The sequence below is a fragment of the Microbacterium sp. genome (assembly GCF_049650565.1).
Lineage (GTDB): Bacteria > Actinomycetota > Actinomycetes > Actinomycetales > Microbacteriaceae > Microbacterium.
Map to the genome: position 1 here is coordinate 1 of NZ_JBASAK010000064.1, position 18,579 is coordinate 18,579.

An 18,579-nucleotide genomic window follows, 5' to 3' on the forward strand; every position below is an offset into this window, starting at 1 on the left:
GCGCGGGCCACCCGTGCCGCGACCGCGGCATCCCGCGCTTCCTTCTGCGCCTGGCGCAGCTCGAGCCGCGCTGCGTCGTACCCCAGCCGCCTGCCGTTCACCCTCTCAACCTAACAGCCCGTCCATATGGCGCGAAGCGCCCTTCGCAGGCCGGATTCTGCGCCTTTTGCGCCCGATGGACGGGCGGGGGGATCAGACCAGGGTCTCCTGCCAGGCGGCGTGCAGCTGCGCGAACTTGCCGGTGCCCGCGATGAGCTCCGCGGGCGCGCCGTCCTCGATGATCCGGCCATGCTCCATCACCAGCACCCGGTCGGCGATCGCGACCGTCGACAGGCGGTGCGCGATGATGATGGCCGTGCGATCGGCCAGCAGCGTCTGCAGCGCATCCTGGATGAGCCGCTCCGACGGGATGTCCAGAGACGCCGTGGCCTCGTCGAGGATCAGCACTGCGGGGTCGGCGAGGAACGCCCGCGCGAACGAGATCAACTGGCGCTGCCCCGCCGACACGCGTCCGCCCCGCTTGTTCACGTCGGTGTCGTAGCCGTCCGGCAGCGACGAGATGAACCCGTCGGCGCCCACGGCACGCGCAGCCGCGCGGATCTCCTCCAGCGTGGCATCCGGCTTGCCGAGAGCGATGTTGTCGGCGACCGTGCCGCTGAACAGGTACGCCTCCTGCGTGACCATGACGATGGCGCGGCGCAGATCCTTCGGATGCAGCATCCGCAGGTCGACCCCGTCCAGCGTGACGGCGCCCTCGGTCGGGTCGTAGAACCGCGACACGAGCTTCGCCAGCGTCGACTTGCCGGCGCCGGTCGTGCCCACCAGCGCGATGGTCTGCCCGGCCGGGATGTCCAGGTCGAAGCTCGGCAGGATCGTCTTCTCGCCGTTGTAGCCGAAGGTCACGTCGTCGAAGCGGACGGCGCCGCGCGAGGTCCACAGATCGATCGGCTTCTCCGGGTCGGGAACAGTCGGCACCTCCTCCAGCACGCCAGACACCTTCTCCAGCGCCGCCGTGGCGGACTGGTAGGAGTTCAGGAACCCGGCGATGTCCTGCATGGGAGCGAAGAAGTTGCGCACATACAGCACAGTCGCCAGCAGCACGCCGACGCCCAGCGCGCCATCGGCCACACGAATGCCGCCCCACAGCACCACCAGTGCGGTCGTGATGGCCGAGACGCCCATCAGTCCCGGGTCGAAAGTGCCGAACAGGTTCATCGAGCGGCGGTTGATGTCGCGGTAGTCGCCCGCCACCTGACGGAAGGAGACGTCGTTGCGCGGCTCCTTCCGGAACGACTTGACGGCGCGGATGCCGGTCATCGTCTCCACGAACTGCACGATCACCTTGGCACTGATCACGCGGGACTCGCGGTACAGCAGCTGGGAACGGCGGTAGAACCAGCGCATCAGCAGCCACAGCGGGAAGCCCGCCAGCAGCAGGATGATGCCGGACTGCCAGTCGGCGACGACCAGTGCGATGAAGGTGAAGATGCCGAACAGCGCACCGGAGACGAGGTTGTTCAGGCCGCCATCCAGCAGTTCCCGGATGGAGTCCAGGTCGCTGGTCTGCCGCGAGATGATGCGCCCCGACGTGTACGACTCATGGAACTCCAGGCTCAGACGCTGCGTATGCAGGAAGATGCGCTTGCGCAGATCCAGCAGGACCGCCTGGGTGATGCGGGCGGCCAGCACCACGTAGAGGCCGATCAGCACGGACCCGATGATCCCGGCCAGCAGGTAGACGGCAGTGACGAGGATGGCGGGCATCCAGTCCGCCGTCTTCAGCAGCGTCGGCAGGGCGTCGTCCAGCGCGATGCCGATCAGGATGGGGCCCGCCACCTGCAGGGCGGTGGAGACCACGAGCACCAGAGCCGCCATCCCGATCGGCAGGTGCAGCGGTGTGATCAGCGAGCCGAGCAGGCGCAGTGAACGACGCCGGATGAACCGGCTCTCCTCCTTGGTGTAGTCGGAGCGGTCCTCGTCCTGGGTTCCCACCACGCTCATGCCTGCACCTCCTCATCCTGGTCCGACCCTTCGACAAGCTCAGGCACCCGCTCCCGAGACTGCTGAGATTCCTGGGTCGCTGAGCCTGTCGAAGCGTCGGTGACGGCAGCATCCGGTATCACGGGTATCGCCCCCGTTCTCGCCGCGTGCTCCGCGCGCTCGGCCTCCAGGCTCGAGATCACGTGGCGGTAATGCGCGCTGGTGCGCAGCAGGTCGGAGTGCTTGCCGACGGCGGTGACCCTGCCCTTCTCCAGCAGCGCCACGCGATCTGCGAGTGCCACGGTCGAGGGGCGGTGCGCCACGATCAGCGCGGTGGTCTCGGCCAGCACGTGCCGCAGCGCCTCTTCGACGAGGGCCTCGGTGTCGACGTCCAGCGCCGACAGAGGGTCGTCCAGCACCAGCACCTTCGGCGCCGCGGCCACCGCCCGGGCCAGCGCCAGGCGCTGCCGCTGACCGCCGGAGAGACTCAGACCCTCCTCGCCGATGATGGTCTCGAGCCCCTCGGGCAGATCGTCGGCGAAGCCCGCCTGCGCGACGTCCAGCGCCTCGCGCAGCACGCGGTCGGCCTCGGGGCTGTGCAGATCGAGGTCGGCACGTCCCAGCAGCACGTTCTCGCGCACGGATGCCGAGAACAGCGTGGCGTCCTCGAACGCCATGGCGATGTGCCGTCGCAGCTCGGAGAGCTCGAAGTCGCGGATGTCGACCCCGTCCAGCGTGACCCGGCCCCCGGTGACGTCGTACAAGCGGGCGGGCAGCGTGGTCAGCGTGGTCTTGCCGGATCCGGTCAGGCCCACCAGCGCCATGGTCTCGCCGGGTTCGAGCACCAGGTCGATGCCGTCCAGCAGATCGCGCTCGGCCTCACCGGCGTCCTGATAGCGGAAGTGCGCGCCCTCGAACGCCAGCTCTCCTCGCGGCTCGGTCAGGTGCACGGGCTTCTCCGGGTCGGCGATGGTGTTGATCTCGCGGTAGATGTCGAACACCCGGTCGGTCGCCGTGCGGGCATCCAGCAGGAACGAGAACAGGAAGCCGATCGACTCGATGGGCCAGCGCAGCACGGTGGCCATCGCGAAGAATGCGAACAGCTCGGCCACGTTGATCTGGCCGATCGAGATGAGCCAGATGCCGGTGAGCAGGCTGGTGCCGAACGCGATCTGCGGCATCAGGTCGAGCCAGAACCAGATCTCGCCGACGGCCCTGGCCTTGCTGAGCTCGGTCTGACGCAGCGTCTCGGCCTGCGAGCTGAAGCGGCGCAGCGCGTGCTTGCCCCGGCCGAACGCCTTCAGCACGCGGATGCCGTGCACGCTCTCCTCGACGCTGGTGGCCAGGTCGCCGGCCTGGTCCTGGCTGCGTCGGGCCAGCACGCCGTAGCGCTTCTCGAACAGGAACCCCTGGATCCACATCGGGATGCCGGTGAGGATGAAGATGGCGCCCAGCATCCAGTGCCAGCGGAACAGCAGCACGCCGCCGATGCCGATGGTGAGGATGTTGACCACCAGGAGGATCAGGCCGAAAGCGATCCAGCGGCGGATCAGGCTGATGTCCTGCATCATGCGGCTCAGCAGCTGGCCGGACTGCCAACGGTCGTGGAACGCGACCGGCAGGTGCTGCAGGCGCGAGTACAGCCCTGCGCGCATCTCGAACTCGACCTCGGTGGCCGGAGTGAGCACGAACCAGCGGCGCAACCACACCATGGCCGCCTCGCCGAGACCGAGCAGCAGCACGATGCCCGCGCCGGCGACGATGGCCAGCACGTCACCGCTCGCGATGGGGCCGCTGATGATCTGCTCGAGCACGATCGGCACCATCAGGGCGATCACGGCGGCGGCCAGCGCGCTGAGCGCGCCGCCGACGAGGCGCCAGGCGATGGGCTTGACGAACGGCTTCAGCCGCCACAGCGCGGCAAAGGTGGACAGGGACGACGAGGAGGAGGTGACAGACATGACTCTCAGTTGCGGGGCGATCCAGTGACGAAGTGAAGGCCGGATGCCGGGCATCCGATGCGACGGGGCGGACGCGCCGCCCGGCGTGCTCTAATCGCGCAGGCGAACTGCGCGCGAGCCTGTGGTGATGAAGGTCGTGACGGTCGTCGTGGCCATGGTGTCCTCCTCGGGCTCGGCTTCGTCGGCCGATCAGCGCGACAGCCTCTCAGCATATGCCCGGACCTGCATGGCGGCAAGAGTCGGATCGGGATGCGTAGGCTGGAGGAATGAGTTCGCGACTGCGCATCGACCGCATCGACGTGGGTCCTGGCGACCTGGCGTCTCAGCTTCCGGTCGAGGCGCAGCTGCTGCGTCAGCTGCGCGTTCCCGAACATCCGGACTACTTCTTCGCCGTGCTCGAGCAGGCCCTCATCTACGAGACGTCGCTCACCGCTCTGGAGAAACTGGGCGTGGACCCCGACGCCGCCGACCCGCGGCTGATCAGCATCGGCGACGACGGCTCGGTCTTCCTGCGGGTGTTCGGCATCGCGTTCGCCGCCCGCAACGCGGGTGAGCTCCCGCATGTCGGCATGAAGGACTTCCCCGTGTCGCTGGCGTACGTCGTCGACAACACGGCGCTGAAGGACGAGACGCTGGACTTCCGCAAGCTCATCCATGTGGCGGTCGCCCGCCTCACCGACATCGACGCCGAGACGCCCGCGGCCTGATCAAGCCGCCAGCGCCGCCTCGCGATCGAGCAGGCTGCGCTTGACCGGCAGGCCCCAGGCGAAGCCGCCGAGCGTGCCGTCCGAGCGCAGCACGCGGTGGCACGGCACGAACAGCGCCGGGGCGTTCTTCGCGCAGATGGATGCCGCAGCGCGGACGGCTCGTGGGCTGCCCAGCCGGATGGCGAACTCGGTGTACGTCAGCGGCCGTCCCGGCGCGATCATGCGCAGGGCCGCCCAGCCGGCGTTCTGCATGGCCGTGCCGCGCTGGTGCACGGCGACCGTGTCGATGGCCGTCAGGTCGCCGTCGTAGTACGCGAGGGCGGCATCCGCGGCGTCCGTCCTGCCCTCGGTGACGTTCTCCGGGAGCAGTGCCGGGGTCAGGCGGCCGAGGATGGCCTCGACGTCGTCGGTCCACCCCGACGACAGCACGCGCTGGCGGTCGTCGGCGAGGATCGTGAGCGCGCCGTCAGGCGTCTCGATGGTCTGGATGATGGCGTTCATGCGGACTCCTTCGCAGCGGATCGGCGGGTGCGGGGCGCGCGGACCGGAGCCGCGCGCCAGAGATGGGCGGCGAGGTAGCTGCGCCAGGGCGCGGTGCGCTCGGCCCAGGCGGCCAGCGGCTTCGCCTCGCCGGGAAGACCGGATGCCGCAGCCCCGGCTCGCATCGCGACGTCGCCCGGCAGGAAGACGTCGGGATCGCCGATCACGCGCATGCGCACGTAGTCGGCCGTCCACGGTCCGATGCCGGGCATGGCCAGCAGCGCGGCGCGCTGCTGGCCGGCGTCGTCGCCGACGGTGAGGATCAGCGACTCCTCGGCGAGCGCCGCGGCGGCGCCCGTGATGGCGCGGATGCGGGCGCCCGGGCCGCGCAGCACCTCGGCGCCGTGCTCGGCGATGGCGGCCATCGTGGGGAACAGGAGGCCGCCGTCGGCGGTGCGCTCCCCCAGCGCCTCGGTGAGCGCGGTCAGCGCCGTGCGCGCGGCAGCGACGGTGATCTGCTGGCCGACCATGGCGCGGATCAGCATCTCGTGCGGGTCAGTCGCACCGGGCACGCGGATGCCGGGGATGCGCGCCACCGACGGCGCGAGCTCGGAGTGCGCGGAGAGTGCGGCGTCGATGCCGACCGGGTCGGCGTCGAGGTCGAACAGCCTGCGCGCGGTGGACATCAGCCGGGCGAGGTCGCCGAGCCGCGCGACGCGCGCGCGCAGTCGCAGCCGGCCGTCGCCATCCTGCCGCACATGCAGGTGCGCGGGCCCGCCGGGCAGCTGCAGGTGCCGGGCATAGGACGCCTCCGTCGCCTCCTCCATGCCGGGCACGGCGCGGGCGGCCATCCAGGCGAACACGCCGGCGGCGTCCATCGGCGCGCGATACGGCAGCAGCAGATCGATGGCGCCCTGCGCCTCCTGCGTCTCCTTTTCATGGGTCCCTGAGCCTGTCGAAGGGCGCCGCGTGGCCCGCAGCTGCCCCGGCGTGAGCTGGAACACCTCGCGGATGGTGTCGTTGCACTGCCGGATGCTGGCGAAGCCTGCCGAGAAGGCGACATCGGAGACAGGCATATCGGTGCCGACCAGCAGCATCCGCGCGGCGTGCGCCCGATGCGCCCTGGCCAGGGCCAGCGGGCCGGCGCCGAGCTCGGCTGTCAGCATCCGGGTCAGGTGGCGCGACGAGTAGCCGAGCCGGCGTGCGAGACCCGGCACGCCCTCCTGCTCGACGACGCCGGCGGCGATCAGGCGCATGGCGCGGGCTGCGACATCGCCGCGCAGGTTCCACTCCGGCGAGCCGGGTGCCGCTTCGGGCAGGCAGCGCTTGCAGGCTCGATACCCGGCCTCGTGGGCGGCGGCGCTGGTCGGGTAGAACGACACGCCGGTGTACTTCGGCGTGCGAGCCGGGCAGCTGGGGCGGCAGTAGATGCCGGTGGAGTGCACGGCCATCACGAACTGTCCGTCGAAGCGGGCATCCCGCGCGCTGATGGCGCGGTACCGCTCGTCGAAGGTCATCGTCGGGAAGCTCATGCCTCCATGCTGTCACGCCTGCGGCATCCCGCTTAGCGGAAATCGGACACGACTGCGCGCCGTGCCCGATTGCCGATCGGCGCCCTGTCAGCGCGGATCGAGATGGATGCCGGCGAGCATGCAGCGCACGGATCCGCCGGCCAGCTCGATGGGCGCCACGTCGATCGGCAGCACGCGGACGGTCTGCGCGAGGGTGTCCAGCTGCTCGGCTGTCAGGCTGGCGTGCGCAGTCTCGGACATCACCATGATCCGCTCGCCGGCGTGGTCGCGCAGCTCCAGCGCGTTGCCGGCGAAATGCGCGACCTGATCCGGCGTGAGCGAGATGATCGTGCGCCCGGTGTCGCGGATGCGGGTGGCCACCTCGGCGCGGCGGGCGTCGCCGACGATGCCATCCAGCCCGATCAGCGCCACGTCCGTGCCGATGCACATCATGACGTTGGTGTGATAGATCGGCACGCCGTCGGGGTCGGTGGCGTCGAACACCACCGGCTCGTAGCCGAAGACCGTGCAGAAGCGCTCCACGAGCACGGGGTCGCACCGATGCGAGCGCACGGCGTACGCGATGCGCGAGACATGGTCCAGCACCATGGCTCCGGTGCCCTCCAGGAACAGCCCATCGGGCTCCAGGCCGGAGTAGTCGATGACCTCCTGCACGCGGTATTCGGACTTCAGCATCTCGAGGATGTCGGCGCGGCGCTCACCGCGGCGGTTCTCGGCGTACATCGGGTAGACGGCGATGCGGCCGCCGGCATGCGTGGAGAACCAGTTGTTCGGGAACACGCTGTCGGGGTGGGCGTAGCCCTCATCCTCGAACATGTGCACCCGCACGCCTTCGCGCTGCAGCACCTCGGCCACGCGCGTGCACGCGTCGTATGCGGCACGCGACACGTCCTCGTCGGTCGTGCGCTGGAACGTGTTGTCTGCCGCGGTCTGCGGGTTGGGTGTGAAGTGGTGCGGACGGATCAGCACCACGGCGTTCGGCGCCTGCGCCGACGCCGCCCTCACGCGAGGGTGGGGACTGACGCGCCCGCGGCGACGAGCGAGAACAGGTCCTTGGGGTCGGTGGGCTCGGCGATGATGTCGACCTCGGTGAAGTAGTCGGTACCGTCGAGGGCCGCATCCAGGTAGCGCAGCGCGGAGAAGTCCTCGATGGCGAAGCCCACGGAGTCGAAGATCGTGATCTGCTCGGCGGAGGTGCGGCCCGCGGCCTCGCCGCGCAGCACGCGCCACATCTCGGTGACCGGGTGGTCGGCATCCAGCTGCTGGATCTCGCCCTCGATGCGGGTCTGCTCGGGGTACTCGACGAAGATGTCGCCGCGATGCAGGATGCGGGCGTCGAGCTCGGTCTTGCCCGGGCAGTCGCCGCCGATCGCGTTCAGGTGCACGCCGGGCTTCACCATGTCATCGGTGAGAATCGTGGCGTTGACCTTGTCGGCCGTGCAGGTGGTGATGATCTGCGCGCCCTCGACGGCCTCGGCGGCGCTGGTGGCGCGCACGATGTCGAAGCCCAGCGGGCGCATGTTGCGCTCGAAGGTGTCCATGGCGTGCGGGTCGGTGTCCCAGATGCGCAGGCTGTGGACGCCCAGCAGCCTGCGGAAGCCGAGGGCCTGGAACTCGGACTGGGTGCCGGTGCCGATCATGGCCATGGTGGTGGCGCCCTCGGGAGCCAGCACGCGGGCCACCATCGCGGAGGTCGCGGCGGTGCGCAGGGCGGTGAGGATGGTCATCTCGGACCACAGCGTCGGGTAGCCGCTCTGCACGTCGGCCAGCACGCCGAACGCGGTGACGGTCTGCAGGCCGCGAGCCGGGTTGCTCGGGTGGCCGTTGACGAACTTGAAGCCGTACTGCACGCCGTCGCTGGCCGGCATCAGCTCGATGACGCCGACCTCCGAGTGGCTGGCCACGCGGGGCGTCTTGTCGAACAGCTCCCAGCGCTTGAAGTCCTCCACCAGGGTGTCCGCGATCCCCTCGATCGCGTTCTCGATCCCGGTGTCGACCAGCCAGCGGCGCATGTTCGGAACATCGACAAAACGGACCATGGCCCATCCCTTCACTCGTACTGCCTCCAATCTACGAGGGTCCGATGACACTTTCAATCAACAAGCTGGATCATTTGCGGCATCCTCTAGACAATTTGAGCACCCATCGAATACATTCTGTGACATGAGCACTCTCGACGACCTCGACCGCCGCCTGCTGTCGCTGCTGCGCGCCAACGGCAGGGAGTCCGTCGTCAACCTCGCCCGGCGGCTGGGCGTGACCAGGGCCACGGTCGACAGCCACCTCAAGCGCCTCGTGGACAGCGGCGTGATCGTGGGGTTCTCGGTGCGCGTGCGCGACCCCTCCGCGAGTTCGGTCGTGCGGGCCATCATGCTCATCGCCGTGGAAGGGCGCAACACCCGCGACGTGATCCGCAGTCTGCGCGGCGTGCCGCAGATCGCCGCCCTGCACACCACCAACGGCCGCTGGGATCTGGTCGCCGAGATCAGCTGCGACAGCCTGGCCTCGTTCGACGAGACGCTCGGCACGATCCGCGGCATCGACGGCATCCGCGATTCCGAGACCAGTATCCTGCTCAGCTCCGCGACGGCCTGACCCTCCGCGCTTCGCCGAGAACGTGCGCTCAGTGGAAGAAGTGGCGCTCCCCGGTGAAGAACATCGTGACGCCGGCCTTGCGGGCCGCATCGACGACCTCGCCGTCGCGGACCGAGCCGCCGGGCTGCACGATGGCCGTCACGCCGGCGTCCAGCAGCACCTGCGGGCCATCGGCGAAGGGGAAGAACGCGTCGGATGCCGCGACGGAGCCCTTCGCACGCTCCCCCGCGCGCTCCACTGCGAGGCGGCAGGAGTCGACGCGGTTGACCTGCCCCATGCCCACGCCCACGGTCGCGTTGTCCTTGGCCAGCACGATGGCGTTGGACTTGACCGCACGGCACGCCTTCCAGGAGAAGATCAGGTTCTCCATGGCCACGTCGTCCGGGCGCTCGCCCGAGACCAGCTCCCAGTTCTTCGCAACCGAGACGATGTCGTCGGGGAAGCGGTCGGCATCCTGCAGCAGCAGGCCGCCGGAGACCAGGCGGATGTCCATGCGCTCCTGGCGCCAGTCCTCGGGCAGCTTCAGCAGCCGCAGGTTCTTCTTGTGCTTGAAGACCTCCAGCGCAGCCGGCTCGAAATCGGGCGCGACGATGACCTCGGTGAAGATGTCCTTCAGGTTCTCCGCCATCTTCAGTGTGACGGTGCCGTTGGCGGCGATGACTCCGCCGTACGCCGACACCGGGTCGCACTCGTGGGCGCGCAGGTGCGCGCTGGCGATAGGGTCGAGAGCGTTCGGCGCCGTGGTGGCGATGCCGCACGGGTTGGCGTGCTTGACGATGGCCACCGAGGGCAGCACCATGTCGTACGCGGCGCGCAGCGCGGCATCCGCGTCGACATAGTTGTTGTAGGACATCTCCTTGCCCTGCAGCTGCGTGGCCTGGGCGATGCCGTGCCCGCCGGTGCGGGTGTAGATCGCGGCGCGCTGGTGCGAGTTCTCGCCGTAGCGCAGCTTCTTCAGGCGCTCGGCCTTCACGGTCAGGTGCGCGGGCAGGTCGACGCCGTCGCTGAGGGTCCCCTCGGAGAACCACTGCGCGACGGCCGTGTCATAGGTGGCGGTGTGCGCGAAAGCGCGGGTCGCCAGTTCGCGGCGCTGCGCGAGGTCGGTCCCGCCCGTCTGCACCGCCGCGATGATCGCCGGGTACGACTCCGGCGAGACGACGATGGCGACGTTGGCATAGTTCTTCGCCGCGGCGCGCACCATCGAGGGGCCGCCGATGTCGATCTGCTCGACGATCTCATCCAGCGAAGCACCCGACTCCACGGTCGCGACGAACGGGTACAGGTTGGCGACGACGAGCTCGAACGGCTCGATGCCGAGGTCTCTCAGCTGCTGCTCATGGTCCTGCAGGCGAAGGTCCGCCAGCAGACCGCCGTGGATCTTCGGATGGAGTGTCTTCACGCGCCCGTCGAGCATCTCGGCGACGCCGGTGACCGCGGCGACGTCGGTGACCGGGTGACCCGCGTTGCGGATGGTCTGCGCGGTGGAGCCGGTGGAGACGATCTCGACGCCGGCGGCGACCAGCGCCGAGGCCAGCTCGACGAGGCCGCTCTTGTCGCTCACCGAGACCAGCGCGCGCCGGATCGGCACCAGGTCGCGGTGGCGGTACAGCGAGGGATCGAGGCGGGGGCCGGCCATGGTGATGCTCCTTCGGACGTGCGTTGGTGTTGTGGGTCAGAGAACGAGGTCGCGCGTGGCGATCCGCCGCACGACGTCGATGAGCAGGCGCCGTTCGACGGGCTTGATGCGCTCGTGCAGGCTCGCCTCGGTGTCGCCTTCGAGCACGGCGATGCGCTCCTGGGCGAGGATCGGGCCGCTGTCGACACCGTCGTCGATGACGATCACGCTGGCGCCGGTCTGCGAGGCGCCCGCGGCCAGTGCGTCGCGCACGCCGTGAGCCCCGGGGAACTCCGGCAGGTAGGCGGGGTGGGTGTTGATGATGTTCGGCGCGTAGCGCGCGACCACGGCCGCCGGCAGCAGGCGCATCAGGCCGCTGAGCACGATGAGGTCGGGCTGCCAGGCATCCAGCTGCTCGGCCAGCGCCGCGCCCCACTCCTCGCGGCTGTCGTACGCCGCGTAGGGCACGGTGAATGCCGGGATGCCGAACTCCGAGGCGACCGCGAGGCCGTCGGCGTCGCGGTCGGCGCCCACCGCGACCACGTGCGCGGGGAAATCGGGGTGGCTCGTCGCCTCGAGCAGGGCTCGGAGATTCGAGCCAGCACCGGAGATGAGAACGACGAGCGTCAGCACTCGGTCAGTCTACCGGGGCAGTCATGTCCGTTACGCCGTCCGCCGTCTGCTCGCGCCAGCGGTCCAGCCGCTCCTCGGCGAGCTCGTCGGGATGCCGAGGTGCCAGCAGCAGGATGCCGGCGCCGATGAGCACCTCGATGCCGATGGCCAGCGCGAACGGGCCGGCCGCAGGCCCGGCATCCGCAAGTCTTCCTGGCCCGATGGAGCCGGAGGCCAGCACGGCGGCCAGCGCTGCGACGCCTGCCGAGGCGGCGGCGATGCCCGCGGCGATCGCCGCACGCGGCCCGATTCCCGTGCCGATGCGCTCCCACACCAGTCTCGACCGCACCATCCAACCGGCCAGCGCGCCGCAGGCGATGGGCACCAGCACGGCCACCAGCATCCACATCGACGAGTTGGCGGGCACCAGTCCCAGCACCGGGATGCCGGGAACCGGGCCCAGCTCGGTGCCCGCGGGAGACACCGCGGTGCCGGCACCCAGCGCGAACCCGGGGCCCGCGAGCCAGCTCGCGGCCCACACCAGCAGCGTCGGCAGGTAGACCAGGTGGGCGAGCGTGAGCATGCTCGCGCCCAGCACGTCGACACGGGCGGCCTCGAACAGCGCGATGACCTCTCCCCCGCGCAGCATCGTCATCACCGCGAAGCCGACGGCGGATGCTCCCAGCAGGGCGATGACGACGACGGTCGCGCCGCGCAGCGACTCGGCCGGCACCGGCGACCAGTCGCCCCATCCGTCGACGACATCGTGCACGCGATCGACGATCCCGCCGTCGCCGTCGGACCATGCGCGCTTGACCGCGCCGATGAGCAGGCCCGCGACGTACACGGATGCCGGGATGAGCATGGCCGCCCACAGCGGGGCGCGCAGCAGGCCTGAGCGCGCGGTCAGCGCCACCAGCACGCTGATGGCGGAGAACACGGCAGTGCCGGACATCACGCCGCTGACCCAGGCGCCTGCGACGGCGGCGCGCCGGCCCGAGCGCATGCCGAACAGCAGCGTGAACAGCAGGATGGCCAGCGGAGGGACGGAGATCGCGAACGTCGCCGCCTCCTTCGCGATGCCGAGCCCCGACAGCACGGCATCCGGCAGGACGACCTGCAGCGGCACGCCGTGACCGAACTGCCACAGCGCTCCGCTGACCGGCCACAGCGCGCCCCAGTCGGCGCTCAGACCGAAGGCGAGGACCCACAGGAGCGTGAACGGCGCGAGCACGGCGACGAGCCCCACGGCGGCCGCGATGACGGCATCCAGGGCGGCGAGGAGCAGCACGGTGACACGTTGCATGACCCATCGAGCCTACGACGAGCATCCGACACTCCCCGCCGGGCCACGCGACACGATAGATTCTCCTGCGGAGGTCCCGATGACAACTGCCCCTGTGCACCCTGATACCGACGTCGAGCCACGCAACGCGGTCGACAGATTCTTCGAGATCACGAAACGGGGGTCCAGCTTCGGCGCGGAGATCCGCGGTGGCGTGGTCACGTTCGTGACGATGGCGTACATCGTCATCCTCAACCCGATCATCCTCTCGTCCACGCCCGACGTCGTGGGCGACAAGCTCGGCTTCCTGCAGCTGAGCGCCGTCACGGGGCTCACCGCCGCGATCATGACCATCCTGTTCGGCCTGATCGCCAAGCTGCCGTTCGGCTTCGCCGCCGGCCTGGGCATCAACGCGTTCCTGGCGTTCTCAGTCGTCGGCGAGGTCACCTGGCCCGAGGCCATGGGCCTGGTGGTCATCAACGGCCTCATCATCGTCGTGCTCAGCGCCACGGGCCTGCGGCGGATGATCTTCGACGCCGTGCCGCTGCAGCTGAAGATCGCCATCACCGTCGGCATCGGCCTGTTCATCGCCTTCATCGGCTTCGTCAACGCCGGATTCGTCACCGCGGCGGCCTCCCCGCCGGTGGCACTGGGAGTGGGCGGCTCCGTCGCCACGATCCCCACCCTGATCTTCGTCTTCACCCTGCTGCTGACCGGCGTGCTGGTCGCGCGCAAGGTCAAGGGCGGCATCCTCATCGGCCTGGTCTCCGGCACCGTGCTGGCCGTGATCGTCGAGGCCATCTGGCACGTCGGCGCGAAGGGCGACAAGAACCCCGGCGGTTGGGGCCTGTCCGTCCCGACCCTGCCGAAGGAGCTCGTGAGCCTGCCCGACCTGTCGCTGGTGGGTCACGTCGACCTGGTCGGTGCCTTCGGCCGCGTGGGCGCCGTGGCGGCCCTCATGCTGGTGTTCACGCTGGTGTTCACGAACTTCTTCGACGCCATGGGCACCATGACGGGCCTGGCCAAGGAGGCCGACCTGGCCGATGAGAAGGGCAACTTCCCGCGACTGAAGTCCTCCCTGATCATCGAGGGCGTCGGCGCCGTCGTGGGCGGCGCGACCTCGGGGTCGTCCAACACCGTGTTCATCGAGTCGGGCGCCGGCATCGGCGAGGGTGCGCGCACGGGCTTCGCGAACCTGGTGACGGGTGCGCTGTTCCTGATCGCGATGTTCTTCACGCCGTTGGTCTCGATCGTCCCGACCGAGGTCGCGGCGGCCGCTCTGGTGATCGTGGGCGCGCTGATGATGAGCCAGATCCGGTTCATCGACCTGACCGACTTCTCGGCCCTGTTCGGCGTCTTCCTCACCGTCGCGGTGATGCCCATGACGTATTCGATCGCCAACGGCATCGGCGCGGGCTTCATCGGCTGGGTGGTGGCCCGCGCGTTCTCCGGCAAGGCCCGCGAGATCAGCCCGCTGCTGTGGATCGTGACGATCGGGTTCGTGATCTTCTTCGCCCGCGGACCCATCGAGATGCTGCTGGCGCACTGAGTCCTCCCACGAAGGGGTCGGATGCCGAGCATCCGGCCCCTTTCGCCGTATCCGGAGTCCGGAGCAAGACGAAGGCCCCGGGGTGGAGCCCGGGGCCTTCGTGTTACAGCCTATCTCAGATCAGAGACCCTGGATGATCGCGCGCATCAGCTCGGCGGCCTCGGACGGTGTCTTGCCGACCTTGACTCCGGCGGCCTCGAGGGCCTCCTTCTTCGCCGCAGCGGTGCCCGCCGAGCCGGAGACGATGGCGCCGGCGTGGCCCATGGTCTTGCCCTCGGGAGCGGTGAAGCCGGCGACGTAGCCGACGACCGGCTTGGTGACGTGCGCCTTGATGTAGTCGGCCGCGCGCTCCTCGGCGTCGCCGCCGATCTCGCCGATCATGACGATGGCCTTGGTCTCGGGGTCGGCCTCGAACGCGGCGAGCGCGTCGATGTGCGTAGTGCCGATGACCGGGTCTCCGCCGATGCCGATCGCGGTCGAGAATCCGATGTCCTTCAGCTCGAACATCATCTGGTAGGTCAGGGTGCCCGACTTGGAGACCAGGCCGATGGGGCCCGTACCGGTGATGTTGGCGGGCGTGATGCCGGCCAGCGCCTCACCGGGGGTGATGATGCCGGGGCAGTTCGGGCCGATGATGCGGGTCTTGTTGCCCTTGGACTTGGCGTACGCCCAGGCCTCGGCGGAGTCGCCCACCGGGATGCCCTCGGTGATGACGACCAGCAGCGGGATCTCGGCGTCGATGGCCTCGATCATGGCGTCCTTGGCGAATGCAGGCGGCACGAAGGCCACCGACACGTCGGCACCCGACTTCTGCATGGCCTCGGCGACCGTCCCGAACACGGGGAGGTCGACCTCGCCCTCGCCGGGCTTCTCGTGCGTGACGACGGTGCCGGCCTTGCGGGCGTTCACGCCGCCGACGATGTTGGTGCCGGCCTTGAGCATGAGCGCGGTGTGCTTGGAGCCCTGACCGCCGGTGATGCCCTGGACGATGACCTTGGAGTCCTTGTTGAGGTAGATCGACATTTCTCTCGTTCCTTAAGTCTCAGTCGGCTCAGGCGTTCGCCAGCTCGGCGGCCTTGTCGGCGCCCTCGTCCATGCCCGCCGCCGAGGTGACCAGCGGGTGGTTCGCGGCGGCGAGGATCGCACGACCCTCTTCGACCTGGTTGCCGTCCAGACGGACGACCAGCGGCTTGGTGGCCGCGTCGCCGAGGATCTCCAGGGCCTTGATGATGCCCTCCGCGACGGCCACGCACGAGGTGATGCCGCCGAAGACGTTGACGAAGACGCTCTTGACCTGCGGGTCGCCGAGGATGACGTCCAGGCCGTTCGCCATGACCTGCGCGTTCGCCCCACCGCCGATGTCGAGGAAGTTGGCGGGCTTGACGCCGCCGTGCTTCTCGCCGGCGTAGGCGACGACGTCGAGGGTGGACATGACCAGTCCCGCGCCGTTGCCGATGATGCCGACCTGGCCGTCGAGCTTGACGTAGTTCAGACCGGATGCCTTGGCCTTGGCCTCAAGCGGGTCGGCCGCGGCCTTGTCCTCGAGAGCCTCGTGGTCGGGGTGACGCACCTCGGAGCCGTTGTCGTCCAGCGACACCTTTCCGTCGAGGGCGATCACGTCGCCCTCCTCGGTGAGGACCAGCGGGTTGACCTCGACCAGCGTCGCGTCCTCGCCCTTGTACACGTCGTACAGCTTGACGAACACGTCGGCGACCTTCGAGACGAGCTCGTCGGGGAAGTTCGCGGCCTTGGCGATCTCGATCGCCTTGGTCTTGTTGATGCCGACGATCGGGTCGACGGCCACGCGGGCGAGAGCCTCGGGCTTCTCGACGGCGAGCTGCTCGATCTCCATGCCGCCCTCGACGCTGCACAGCGACAGGTAGGAGCGGTTCGCGCGGTCCAGCAGCACCGAGAAGTAGAACTCCTTGGCGATGCGGGCTCCCGCGGCGACCATGACGCGCTTGACGACGTGGCCCTTGATGTCGAGGCCGAGGATGGCCTTCGCCGCCTCGTACGCCTCGTCGGGGTTCTTGGCGACCTTCACGCCACCGGCCTTGCCGCGGCCGCCGGTCTTGACCTGAGCCTTGACGACGACGACGCCGCCGAGCTTCTCGGCCGCTGCCTTCACCTCCTCGGGGGTGTCGGCGACGATGCCGGCGAGAACCGGCACTTCGTACTTCTCGAAAAGGTCTCGTGCCTGGTACTCATAGAGATCCACAGTGCAGTCCTTCGCTGGTTGCGGCGGATGGGACGCGACAATGCTGTCGGGTGTCGATCATGATTCGATCCGATCCCAAAGCCTACTACCGCCGGAGGGTCGGCCCGAACGGCCGCGACTAGGCTTCACCCTATGCAGCATGCGTCTCAGCCCCACACCGGCGTGGTCGCCGCCGCGCTCGAACTGTTCGCCTCGCAGGGCTTCGACGCGACGTCGGTCGAGCAGATCGCGAAGGCCGCCGGCGTCTCGCGCTCCACGTTCTTCCGCCAGTACGGCGGCAAGGAGGATGTGGTCTTCACCGATCACGAGCAGATGCTGGACGATCTGCGGGCGTTCCTCGATCAGCCGCACGACGACCCCTGGGAGGCCGTGTGCGAGGCATCCGAGCGCGTCTTCGAGTACTTCGTCCGCGACCCGGAGCTGGCCAGGCGCAGGTACGAGATCGTGCGCGAGGTGCCGGTGCTGCGCGATCGCGAGATCGTGACGGTGTTCCGCTACGAGCGGCTGTTCGACCAGTACCTGCGCGACGCGCTTCCCGGCATCGCGCCCATCGACGCGGTCGGCTTCTCCGCCCTGGTCACGGCCGTGCACAACCACGTGCTGCGGCAGCTGCTGCGCGGGCGGAAGGTGCCGGTGTCCACGCTGCGCACCGCGCTGGACGACGTGCGCCGTCGTTACGGCGTGCTGCCGGGAGGGTCGGATGCTGCACCCGACGACGTCGTGGTGGCCGTGTTCCCGCGTTCGATGCCGATCGCGGAGATCTCCCGCCGCGTGCAGGCCGAGCTCAGCTGACCCCTCCCGGCCCCAGGCTGTTCAGTCGTCGCAGCCGCACTTGCCGGCCGCGTTGCGCACCATGAAGCACTTCTCGCAGACGCCGTAGTCGCGCTCCGCGACCGGGGTCGTCTTGGACGCACGAGGAGCGGATGCCGGCTTCGCGGCCGCTCGGGCGCCGGATGCCCGCGAAGCGGGACGCTTCGAACGCATCGCGGGCAGCGCACCCGGCTGCGTCACGTAGAAGTATGGCGCACGGCCCTCGCTGGCCAGGAGCGGGAGCGCCCTGCCGCCCACGAGCACCTGCTCGTCCTCGGTGAAGCCGTTGATGTAGGTACGGCCGATGTGCAACGGCGCGCCGTCCTTGCGCAGCGCCTCGATGTAGCGACCGCGGTCGATGAAGCTGCTGCTTCCGACGGCATCCGTGACGGCTCCGATGAACTCGTGATTCTCGATCGGGATGCGGTGCGCCCGCAATGCTTCGGCGAGGGATCGGTAGAGGCGGGAGGTTCCTGTGGGGGTCGGCCCCTGTAGTTCGTTCATCGCTTCAATCCTCTCACTCGGAGAGCCAGGTGATCGCCGTGAGCCGGCCCGTGGAACACTGGGGAGCATGGTGCGGGCGACGGTGATCGGCAGCGGCCCCAACGGGCTCGCCGCAGCGGTGGCGCTGGCTCGCGCCGGCTACCAGGTAGAGGTGCTGGAGGCGGCTTCCACGATCGGGGGCGGCGTGCGCACACTGCCGGGACCACTCCCCGGCTTCGTCTTCGACGTCTGCTCGGCCGTGCATCCGGTCGTGCTGTCCTCCCCGTTCTTCCGTGCGTTCGGGATCACCGATCGCGTGGACTGGATCACCCCGGAGATCTCGTACGCGCATCCGCTGGACGGCGGGCGCGCGGCCATCGCCTGGCGCGACATCGACCGCACCGCCGCCGGGCTGGGTGCGGATGGCGCGGCGTGGTGCGCGCACGTGCGCCCGCTGGCCCGCCGCATCGGCGGTGTCAGCGACTTCACCGGTCACGCGCTGCTGCGTCTCCCCCGCGATCCGATCACGGCGGCACGGTTCGGCATCCGGATGCTGGAGCAGGGCACGCCCCTGGCCCGAGGCACGCTGCGCACCGAGGCCGGCGCAGCGCTGATGGCCGGCGTGATGGCGCATGCCAACGCCCCGCTCCCCTCGCTGGCCGCGTCCGCGGCGGGACTCATGCTGGCCGCGCACGCGCACGCGTCCGGATGGGCCTATCCGCGCGGCGGCGCGCAGCGCCTCGCCGATGCGC

17 protein-coding genes are annotated in these 18,579 nt (G+C 69.5%); 5 read left to right on the forward strand and 12 right to left on the reverse strand.

Annotated elements, in window-relative coordinates:
• Nucleotides 1–192: 192 nt before the first annotated feature.
• Both WA967_RS11155 and WA967_RS11160 read right to left on the reverse strand, forming a co-directional pair.
• Nucleotides 193–2,001, reverse strand: coding sequence for an ABC transporter ATP-binding protein (locus WA967_RS11155; protein ID WP_424422439.1), 1,809 nt, complete (start codon nt 1,999–2,001; stop codon nt 193–195).
• Entirely contained in the window at nt 1,998–3,941 is a 1,944-nt protein-coding gene (locus WA967_RS11160; protein ID WP_424422442.1) for an ABC transporter ATP-binding protein, read from the reverse strand. The genes WA967_RS11155 and WA967_RS11160 overlap by 4 nt, the downstream gene beginning before the upstream one ends.
• Nucleotides 3,942–4,207: 266 nt before the next feature.
• On the opposite strand from WA967_RS11160, the gene WA967_RS11165 reads away from it, so the two are divergent.
• Nucleotides 4,208–4,648 (forward strand): hypothetical protein, encoded by a 441-nt coding sequence (locus WA967_RS11165; RefSeq protein WP_424422444.1) that lies wholly within the window; start codon nt 4,208–4,210, stop codon nt 4,646–4,648.
• Here the strand turns inward: WA967_RS11165 and WA967_RS11170 are convergent, their stop codons facing one another.
• The 4 genes from WA967_RS11170 to WA967_RS11185 all read right to left on the reverse strand — a co-directional run bounded on the left by WA967_RS11170 (nt 4,649) and on the right by WA967_RS11185 (nt 8,699).
• Entirely contained in the window at nt 4,649–5,149 is a 501-nt protein-coding gene (locus WA967_RS11170; protein ID WP_424422447.1) for a methylated-DNA--[protein]-cysteine S-methyltransferase, read from the reverse strand.
• Nucleotides 5,146–6,660, reverse strand: coding sequence for a DNA-3-methyladenine glycosylase 2 family protein (locus WA967_RS11175; RefSeq protein WP_424422450.1), 1,515 nt, complete (start codon nt 6,658–6,660; stop codon nt 5,146–5,148). The genes WA967_RS11170 and WA967_RS11175 overlap by 4 nt, the downstream gene beginning before the upstream one ends.
• An 87-nt stretch (nt 6,661–6,747) precedes the next feature.
• Nucleotides 6,748–7,665, reverse strand: a complete 918-nt coding sequence (ctlX, locus tag WA967_RS11180) for a citrulline utilization hydrolase CtlX (RefSeq protein WP_424422452.1) — start codon at nt 7,663–7,665, stop codon at nt 6,748–6,750.
• Nucleotides 7,662–8,699 (reverse strand): ornithine cyclodeaminase, encoded by a 1,038-nt coding sequence (locus WA967_RS11185; RefSeq protein ID WP_424422455.1) that lies wholly within the window; start codon nt 8,697–8,699, stop codon nt 7,662–7,664. The genes ctlX and WA967_RS11185 overlap by 4 nt, the downstream gene beginning before the upstream one ends.
• A gap of 124 nt (nt 8,700–8,823) precedes the next feature.
• Between WA967_RS11185 and WA967_RS11190 the strand changes: the two genes are divergently transcribed.
• On the forward strand, nt 8,824–9,255 hold the full coding sequence (locus WA967_RS11190) for an Lrp/AsnC family transcriptional regulator (protein WP_417554484.1): 432 nt from the start codon (nt 8,824–8,826) through the stop codon (nt 9,253–9,255).
• 28 nt (nt 9,256–9,283) lie between these two features.
• Here the strand turns inward: WA967_RS11190 and purH are convergent, their stop codons facing one another.
• Genes purH through WA967_RS11205 form a run of 3 tightly spaced genes read right to left on the reverse strand, consistent with a single transcriptional unit; the run spans nt 9,284 to nt 12,788 of the window.
• Complete coding sequence (gene purH, locus WA967_RS11195; RefSeq protein ID WP_424422458.1) at nt 9,284–10,891, reverse strand: bifunctional phosphoribosylaminoimidazolecarboxamide formyltransferase/IMP cyclohydrolase; 1,608 nt, start codon at nt 10,889–10,891, stop codon at nt 9,284–9,286.
• A 36-nt stretch (nt 10,892–10,927) separates the two neighbouring features.
• Nucleotides 10,928–11,503, reverse strand: coding sequence for a phosphoribosylglycinamide formyltransferase (gene purN, locus WA967_RS11200; RefSeq protein WP_424422460.1), 576 nt, complete (start codon nt 11,501–11,503; stop codon nt 10,928–10,930).
• A gap of 4 nt (nt 11,504–11,507) precedes the next feature.
• Nucleotides 11,508–12,788, reverse strand: a complete 1,281-nt coding sequence (locus tag WA967_RS11205; protein ID WP_424422463.1) for a DUF6350 family protein — start codon at nt 12,786–12,788, stop codon at nt 11,508–11,510.
• Nucleotides 12,789–12,867: 79 nt separating this feature from the next.
• Between WA967_RS11205 and WA967_RS11210 the strand changes: the two genes are divergently transcribed.
• Nucleotides 12,868–14,316 (forward strand): NCS2 family permease, encoded by a 1,449-nt coding sequence (locus WA967_RS11210; RefSeq protein ID WP_424422466.1) that lies wholly within the window; start codon nt 12,868–12,870, stop codon nt 14,314–14,316.
• A 120-nt stretch (nt 14,317–14,436) separates the two neighbouring features.
• Here the strand turns inward: WA967_RS11210 and sucD are convergent, their stop codons facing one another.
• A complete protein-coding gene (gene sucD, locus WA967_RS11215; protein ID WP_424422468.1) occupies nt 14,437–15,339 on the reverse strand; it encodes a succinate--CoA ligase subunit alpha in 903 nt (300 codons plus the stop codon).
• A 28-nt stretch (nt 15,340–15,367) separates the two neighbouring features.
• Nucleotides 15,368–16,534, reverse strand: a complete 1,167-nt coding sequence (sucC, locus tag WA967_RS11220; protein ID WP_424422471.1) for an ADP-forming succinate--CoA ligase subunit beta — start codon at nt 16,532–16,534, stop codon at nt 15,368–15,370.
• 132 nt (nt 16,535–16,666) lie between these two features.
• On the opposite strand from sucC, the gene WA967_RS11225 reads away from it, so the two are divergent.
• Nucleotides 16,667–17,326 (forward strand): TetR/AcrR family transcriptional regulator, encoded by a 660-nt coding sequence (locus WA967_RS11225; RefSeq protein WP_424422474.1) that lies wholly within the window; start codon nt 16,667–16,669, stop codon nt 17,324–17,326.
• Between the two features lie 21 nt (nt 17,327–17,347).
• On the opposite strand, the gene WA967_RS11230 is transcribed toward WA967_RS11225, so the two are convergent.
• The gene (locus tag WA967_RS11230; RefSeq protein WP_424422477.1) at nt 17,348–17,848 is read right to left on the reverse strand and encodes a hypothetical protein; all 501 of its coding nucleotides are present in this window, start codon (nt 17,846–17,848) and stop codon (nt 17,348–17,350) included.
• Between the two features lie 67 nt (nt 17,849–17,915).
• On the opposite strand from WA967_RS11230, the gene WA967_RS11235 reads away from it, so the two are divergent.
• On the forward strand, nt 17,916–18,579 hold a 664-nt coding region (locus WA967_RS11235; protein WP_424422480.1), incomplete at its 3' end, for a phytoene desaturase family protein.